The sequence below is a fragment of the Pseudomonas sp. 34 E 7 genome, assembly GCF_900005715.1.
GTDB classification, from domain to species: Bacteria; Pseudomonadota; Gammaproteobacteria; order Pseudomonadales; family Pseudomonadaceae; genus Aquipseudomonas; species Aquipseudomonas orientalis_A.
This window is the reverse complement of the sequence record NZ_CVTX01000048.1, coordinates 1-7,680: the sequence shown is the minus strand read 5'-3', so window position 1 is coordinate 7,680 and position 7,680 is coordinate 1. Positions and strand designations below refer to the sequence as shown.

Here is a 7,680-nt window from a genome sequence, read left to right as displayed (position 1 = left end):
TCGGCCGCAGCTACCGGCTGATGGTCGAAGGCCTGATCGACGTGTTGCGTGCCCGCGCCAGCCTCAAGGGCGAATTTCGCATGCAGCAAACCATGATCCGCCCCGCCGAAAACAACCCGTTGAAATTCGCTCCGAATGCCGACGAAGCGTTACTGCTGCTGCTTCGTCACGGCAATCCGGCCTTCATGGCGCCGGACGTTGCCGTGCGTGACAGTTTCGACGACCTGCGCGCGCACCAACTGGCCGTGATGGCGGGTGTGGAAGCGGCGCTCAAGCACTTGCTGCTGCGCTTTGAACCGGCGCAATTGGAGGAACGCATGGGCAAGCCCGGTGGCCTCTCAAGTATTTTCAACGGCTCGCGCCAAGCCCAGTACTGGCAGCAATTCACCGAGCTCTACAGCAATATTTCCCGCGAGGCCCAGGAAGATTTCCAGGACCTGTTCGGCCGCGAATTCAGCCGGGCCTACGAAGCGCACAGTGCACGACAGCGACGCTGAACCGCGTCGCAGTAATGGATAAAACGGATAGCTAAACACGTCATTGAGGACGCAGGATGATTCCCAGGTTTTTACTTGCAGCCGCCACCGCGCTGCTGCTGACGGCGTGTGCCAAAGACGCGACCAAACCCGAAACCGCCGCCGACGCTGAAGCGGACACGGCCGCCGTCGAGCTGCATTTTCACGCAATCGCCGGGCTCAACCCCGGTGCCAGCGGCCAGCCCGCGCCGGTGCGGGTGCGCATTTTCGAGCTGAAAAACGCCGCGACGTTCGCGCGCTCCGACTACTTCGCCCTGGCTGACCGTGCGCAATCCACCCTTGGCCTGGACCTGCTGGACCAGGACGAAGTGGTGATCCAGCCCGGCCAGCAACTGAGCATTCAGCGCGATCTTGACCCGGCCACCCGGCAGATCGGCCTGCTGGTGGGCTACCGCGAGCTGGACCGTGCGCAATGGCGCGCCGTCATCAACGTGCCGCCACGCCAATACAGCGAATATCAGATCAGCCTCGATGTGCGTGCGGTGCGCGCCGACGTCGTGGCTACCCCCTCCAGCCCAGCCCAATAACAAGCAATCGGAGCCCCCATGTCCTGGAACAATCGCGTGGTCTGGTCGGAAGGCATGTTCATCGGAACGCAGCACTTCCAGCAGCATGACCGTTACCTGGAAAACCTGATCGACGCCCGCAGCCGCCCTTTGTCCGCGGGTGCCTGGGGTTTTTCCGAGTTGCTGATCGACCAGGGCCTGCTCGCCCAGGGCAAGCTGGCAATCGTGTCGGCCCGTGGCCTGCTGCCTGACGGTACGCCGTTCAATATCCCCCAGGACGATCTGGCGCCGAGTCCGCTGAACATCGACGACAGCCTGCGCGACGGCCTGGTGTACTTGGCCCTGCCGCTCAAGCGTGCCGGTGCGCGTGACACGGTGGATGAAGGCGAGGCGTTGGAAGCCGCGCGTTATGTGAGCCAGGTGCGCGAAGTGCGCGACGATAACGCGCCCTTCGAAAACCGCGCGCCGGTGGCCGTGGGTTCCCGCGCCCTGCGCCTGCTGACCGCCCAGGACGGCATCAGCGACTACGCCGCCATCGGGCTGGTGCGCATCAAGGAAAAGCGCGCCGACCGCGCACTGGTGCTCGACGACACGTACATTCCGCCCGTGCTGGATGTAGCTGCGAGCAAGCCGCTGACGGCCTTTCGCAGCGAACTGCTCGGCCTGCTGCACCAGCGTGGCGAAGCCCTGGCCGGCCGCGTGGTCGCGTCGGGTGCCGGTGGCGCATCGGAAATCGCTGACTTCATGCTGCTGCAACTGGTCAACCGCGCCCAGCCGCTGATCCAGCATGTGAGCCAGTTGAGTCCGTTGCACCCGGAGCGTTTCTTCAGTGAGCTGGTGAGCCTGGCCGGTGAGTTTTCGACATTCTCCACCTCTGGCCGCCGCCCCCAGGAATATCCGCAGTACCAGCACGACGATTTGGCCCTGAGCTTCACCCCGGTCATGGCCGCCCTGCGTGAGGCGCTGTCGATGCTGATCGACAGCAAGGCCACGCCGATTCCGATTGTGGAGAAAGCCTACGGCATCCATGTGGCGATGCTGGCGGACAAGACCCTGCTCGACAGCGCCAGTTTCATCCTCGTGGTACGCGCCGACGTGCCCGGCGAAACCCTGCGCGCGCGCTTCGGCCAGCAGAGCAAAGTCGGCGCGGTGGAGCACATCCGCGACATGGTCAACCTGCAATTGCCGGGCATCGGCCTGCTGCCATTGCCGGTGGCGCCACGCCAATTGCCCTACCACGCGGGCAGCACCTATTACGAGCTGGACCGCGGCAGCGAGCACTGGCAGCAGTTGAGCAATTCCGGCGGTTTCGCCTTCCACATCGCCGGGCAGTTCCCGGGCTTGAACCTGGCCTTCTGGGCGATCCGAGGATAATCCGCGATGCATCCCAATGATGATGACCGCACTCAGTTCATGCCGCGCCCGGGCGGCCGAGCACCCGAACCTGCGCGCGCGGAACCTGCACCGTTGTCGATGCCGGCCGCGCCGATGCTCACCGGCAAAAGCCAGGGCCTCAACCCGCTGGAAAGTGCCGCCGGCCCCTTGCTGGCCTTGCTGACGCGGTTGCGCAACACCATCGCGCACCCGGCGCCGGCCAGTTTGCGCGCGCAATTGCTGGCCTATCTGCGCCAGTTCGAAGAGCGCGCCGAAGCCGCCGGCGTGGCGCGCAACGAGGTGCTGCTGGCCCGTTACGCGCTGTGCACCGCCCTGGACGAAGCCGTGCTGAGTACGCCCTGGGGCAGTACCAGCGATTGGGGTAAACAGAGCTTGCTGATCACCGTGCACAACGAAGCCTGGGGCGGTGAAAAGGTCTTTCAACTGCTCGACCATTGCCTGCAAAGCCCACGGGAACGCCTGTACCTGCTGGAGCTGCTGTACTTGTGCATGTGCCTGGGGTTTGAGGGCCGCTACCGCGTGATGAACGACGGGCGCAGTCAATTGGAAGCCTTGCGCGAGCGCACTGCCGCCGCGATTCGCAGTGCCCGTGGCGAACACGAGCGTGAGCTGTCGCCGCACTGGCGCGGCGTGACCGTGGCGCGGGATCGCCTGGCGCAATTCATGCCGCCGTGGATCGCCGTGGCGATTGGCCTGGCGCTGTTGCTGGTGCTGCTGTTTGGCCTGCGCATGAAGCTGGCCTCGGATGCGGAGCCGGTGTTCAAGAATATCCATGCCCTGGGCGAGATTCCGGTGCAGGCCATCGACCGTCCGGTGGCGCAACCGAAAGTGATCGAGCGGCCGCGCCTGGCCGGCTTTCTGGCTGAAGACATCAAGGCCGGCCGCGTGGCCGTGGAAGACAAGGTCGACCGCTCTGTGGTGACGATTCGCGGTGATGAACTGTTTGCGTCCGCCAGTTCCAGCATTGTCGATGACTACCAGCCGCTGATGCTGCGCATCGCCGACGCCATTCGCAAGGTCAAGGGTCAGGTGCGTGTCACCGGTCACAGCGACAACCGTCCGATTGCGACGTTGCGCTTCCCGTCGAATTGGGCGCTGTCCGAAGCGCGGGCCAAGTCGGTGCTGGAGATCCTGGCGGCCAAGACCGGCCAAGGTGACCGCTTCAGCGCCGAAGGCCGCAGCGACACCGAGCCGTTGGCGACCAACAGTACTGCCGAAGGCCGTGCCCGCAATCGTCGGGTTGAAATCACCGTATTGGCGGAGGGCGTCGAGTGAAGGCGTTTTTCAGTTTCATGATTCGCTGGGTGATCCCTGTGCTGGGGTTGATCGCCCTGGGCCTGATCATCTGGTTTGTCGGGCCGTTGCTCGACGTATTGGTGCCCGAGGGACGCCGCTGGGCGCTGATCATCCTGGTGTTCGCGCTGTGGATTGCCTACCGCGTGTTGCGCATCATCCAGGCCCGCCGCCAGGCCGCCGAAGTGATGCGCAGCCTGGCCGCCGAAACCCCGGCCGACCCCAACAGCGTGGCCACCGCCGAAGAGCTCTCGACCCTGCGCCAGCGCATGGACGAAGCCCTGACGCTGCTCAAGAAAGCCAAGCTCGGCGGCGACGAACGCCGCAATCTGTATGAGCTGCCGTGGTACGTGATCATCGGCCCGCCGGGTTCGGGCAAGACCACCGCACTGGTCAATTCCGGGCTGCACTTCCCGCTGGCGGCGCAATTGGGCGCCGGTGCGGTGCGCGGCGTCGGCGGCACGCGCAACTGCGACTGGTGGTTTACCGACCAGGCCGTGCTGCTCGACACCGCCGGGCGCTACACCACCCAGGACAGCAACTCCACAGTGGATAAAGCCGCGTGGCTGGGCTTTCTCGACCTGCTGAAAAAACAGCGCTCGCGTCGACCCATCGACGGCGCCTTCATCGCCATCAGCCTGTCGGACCTGCTGCTGGGTACAGACGCCGAGCGCGCCGCCCATGCCGCTGCGATTCGCCTGCGCATCCAGGAGCTGTATACCCAACTGGGCGTGCGCTTCCCGATCTACCTGATGCTGACCAAGCTCGACCTGGTGCCGGGTTTCATGGAGTTCTTCGACAACCTGAGCAAGGAAGAGCGCGCCCAGGTGTGGGGCATGACCTTTGCCCTGGACGACGGCAAGCACAGCGACAGCCCGCTGGTGCACCTGCAAAGCGAATTCGCCGGTCTGGAACAGCGCCTCAACGAACGCCTGGTCGAACGCCTGCAACAGGAACGCGATCCGGCGCGGCGCGACCTGATCTACGGTTTCCCGCAGCAATTGGGCGCCTTGAAGGACTGTCTGCAGAGCTTCCTTGAGGGCGTATTCAAACCCAATGCCTTTGAAGAGCGCGTGCTGCTGCGCGGCGTGTACTTCACCAGCGGTACCCAGGAAGGCAGCCCGATTGACCGCCTGATCGGCACCATGGCCCAGAGCATGAACCTGGACCGCCAGCACCTGGCGCGCCAGAGCGGCACCGGGCGCAGTTACTTCATCGAAAAACTCTTCACCGCCGTGGCCTTTGCCGAACGTGGCCTGGTCGGGGTGAACCCGAAAGTCGAGCGGCGCCGCAAGTGGCTCGCCCGGGGTGTCCTCGCGGCCACGGTGGCCTTGGTGGTGGTGGTCAGCAGCCTGTGGTGGGTGAGTTATCGCGCCAACCAGGCGTATATCGCCCAGGTCGATCAGAAGGTCGCACCCCTGGGCCAGACCGTGCAGAACCTGAGCCCGGCGCAGCGTGACGTAGTGGCCGTGCTGCCCTTGCTCAACGCGGTGAAGCACCTGGCCGGGGATTCGCCAAGCTGGTCAGAGGGGCTGGGGCTGTACCAGGGCGACATGCTCGAAGCCGAATCTGCAAGCGTCTATCGCAAGTTGCTGATCGCGGTCTTCGCCCCGCGCCTGGTCACGCGCATCGAAGAGCAACTGCACGGCGGCGGCAACTCGGACTTCCTCTACGAAGGCCTCAAGGCCTACCTGATGCTGGCCGACAATGAGCATTATGACCCGGACTTCATCAAGGCCTGGATCGCCCTCGACTGGGACCGCAACCTGCCACGCGACCTGCCGGCCGATCAGCGCCAGGCCTTGACCGGGCACTTGCAGGCACTGTTTGACCGTCACCCACCGAATGCGCGTCTTGACCCACGCCTGATCGACGACCTGCGCCGCCAACTGCAACAACTGCCGGTGGCCCAGCGTGTCTACGACCGGGTCAAGCGCCAGAAACTGCCTGAAGGGGTACCGGACTTTCGCCTCAACGAAGCGGCCGGCCGTGATGCCGCACTGGTGTTCAGCCGCAAGAGCGGCAAGCCGTTGGGCGAGCCGTTGAGCGGGTTTTTCACCGCCAAGGGCTATCGCCAGGCGTTTTTGCTGAGCAGCCTGAACCAGACCGGCACCCTGGCTGAAGAGCAATGGGTACTGGGCCAGGCACAGGCCGACCAGCAGAACGTGGTCAGCCTGGCCGCGGATGTGCGCCGCCTGTATTTCCAGGACTATCAGCGCCAGTGGGACGCGTTGCTCGCCGACATCGACTTTGTGCCGATCACCAGCGTGGCCCAGGCGGCCGATGTGCTGCGGGTGATTTCCGGCCCCACCTCGCCGTTGAAGAAACTGTTGGTGGCAGTGGCCAGGGAAACTGACCTGCAGGCCGAAGAACGCCAGTTGGCCGCCAAGGGCGTGCCGGTGGAGGGCGGCGTCGACAAGCTCAAGGAGCGTCTGGGCAGCCTGCTGGGCCAGGAGCAGCCGAGCGCCAGCGCGCCCGCAGCGGCGGATGATCCGGTCACCGCGCACTTTGCCGAACTCAACAGTATCGTCAGTAAAAACGAAGGCGAGCCGGCGGCTATCGACGGACTGCTGGCGGATATGAATGCGCTGTATGTGCAGGTCAGTGCAATGGTCGGTGCCAGCGGCGATGCGTTGCTTGGCGAAGCGAAGAACCAGGCGGCGGCTGCGGCCACGCGGGTCAGCCTGAATGCCGAGCGCCAACCGCCGCTGGTGCAGGGCATGGTCAAGTCGGTGGTCAATTCCACCACCAACAGCATGATGGGCGGGGTGCGTAACCAGCTGAACGCGGCCTGGGCCAGCGAAGTGGTCAACGTGTACCGCCAGTCGCTGGCCGGGCGCTATCCGATGTCGCCCGGCAGTGCGCGGGACGCGACCCTGGATGACTTCGGCCAGTTCTTCGGCGTCGGCGGGGTGATGGATAACTACTTCCGCAAGTACCTGCAGCCCTATGTGGACACCTCGGCGCAGACCTGGCGCTGGCAGCCGGGCGCGGCGCAGAAGCTCGGTATCGCGCCGGGCGTGCTGCAGACCTTCCAGCGCGCGGCGGCTATTCGTGATGCGTTCTTCAGGTCCGGGGGCACGCAACCTGTGGTGCGCTTCGAACTCAAGCCGGTGTCGATGGACCCGACCATCACCCAGTTCCTGCTGGACCTCGACGGCCAGCAACTGAGCTACGACCACGGCCCGAGCCGCCCGGTGGCGATGCAATGGCCGAACCCCGGCAGCATTGGCGTGGTGCGTATTTCCATCATGCCGCCGTCGGCCAGCGGGCGTTCCGGTGTGACGCTGGACGGCCCGTGGGCCTGGTTCCGCCTGCTGGAGCAATCGGACCTCACCCCCGGCAACTCGCCGGACCGTTTCAACCTGCGCCTGCGGGTCGACGGCGCGAGCATCGCCTACGAATTGCGCGCCAACAGCGCTTTCAACCCGTTCAAGAGCCGCGTGCTCAGCGGCTTCAGCCTGCCGGAGCGGCTATGACGACGCTGGGTTTCTACGGCAAGTTGGCCAGTCGCGGTGACTTTGTCAGCCGCGCCTTGCCCCAGAGTTTTATCGGCCCCTGGGACAGCTGGCTGGCGGCGGGGCTGCTCGCCAGCCAGAACAGCCTGGGCGGTGACTGGCTCAACGCTTACCTGGTCAGCCCGCTGTGGCGTTTTGTGCTGGCGCCCGGGGTGTGCGGACCGGATGCGGCGGCGGGTGTGGTGATGCCGAGTATCGACCGGGTCGGGCGGTATTTCCCGCTGGCCGTGGTGGTGTTGCTCGACCACGACACCAACCCCGCGTCTCTGGTCGGCGGGCCGGATGCCTGGTTTGAGCAGGCCGAAGAGCTGTTGCTCAGCACCCTGGACAGTGGCGCTACCTTCGAAAGCTTCAATACCGGCCTCGACACCCTGGGCGTTCCGGCGAGTGAGCCGCGTGCGGTCGACAGCCGTTTCGCCGGCCTGCAGCGCG

Annotated in this window: 6 protein-coding genes; all 6 read left to right on the top strand. The window is 65.1% G+C overall.

Translation table 11 applies throughout. The features are described from left to right. Positions 1–497, top strand: a 497-nt coding sequence (gene tagH / locus BFP96_RS01830; RefSeq protein ID WP_139113312.1) for a type VI secretion system-associated FHA domain protein TagH, incomplete at its 5' end; no start/stop codon positions are given. Positions 498–553: 56 nt separating this feature from the next. After that, entirely contained in the window at positions 554–1,063 is a 510-nt protein-coding gene (tssJ, locus tag BFP96_RS01825) for a type VI secretion system lipoprotein TssJ (RefSeq protein ID WP_065886923.1), read from the top strand. Positions 1,064–1,081: 18 nt separating this feature from the next. Further along, positions 1,082–2,416: a type VI secretion system baseplate subunit TssK gene (gene tssK, locus BFP96_RS01820; RefSeq protein ID WP_065893988.1), complete on the top strand. Its 1,335-nt coding sequence runs from the start codon at positions 1,082–1,084 to the stop codon at positions 2,414–2,416. Between the two features lie 6 nt (positions 2,417–2,422). Further along, on the top strand, positions 2,423–3,712 hold the full coding sequence (locus BFP96_RS01815) for a DotU family type VI secretion system protein (protein ID WP_065935471.1): 1,290 nt from the start codon (positions 2,423–2,425) through the stop codon (positions 3,710–3,712). Then, complete coding sequence (gene tssM / locus BFP96_RS01810; protein WP_065935470.1) at positions 3,709–7,209, top strand: type VI secretion system membrane subunit TssM; 3,501 nt, start codon at positions 3,709–3,711, stop codon at positions 7,207–7,209. The genes BFP96_RS01815 and tssM overlap by 4 nt, the downstream gene beginning before the upstream one ends. After that, positions 7,206–7,680, top strand: a 475-nt coding sequence (tagF, locus tag BFP96_RS01805; protein ID WP_065935469.1) for a type VI secretion system-associated protein TagF, incomplete at its 3' end; no start/stop codon positions are given. The genes tssM and tagF, both read left to right, overlap by 4 nt.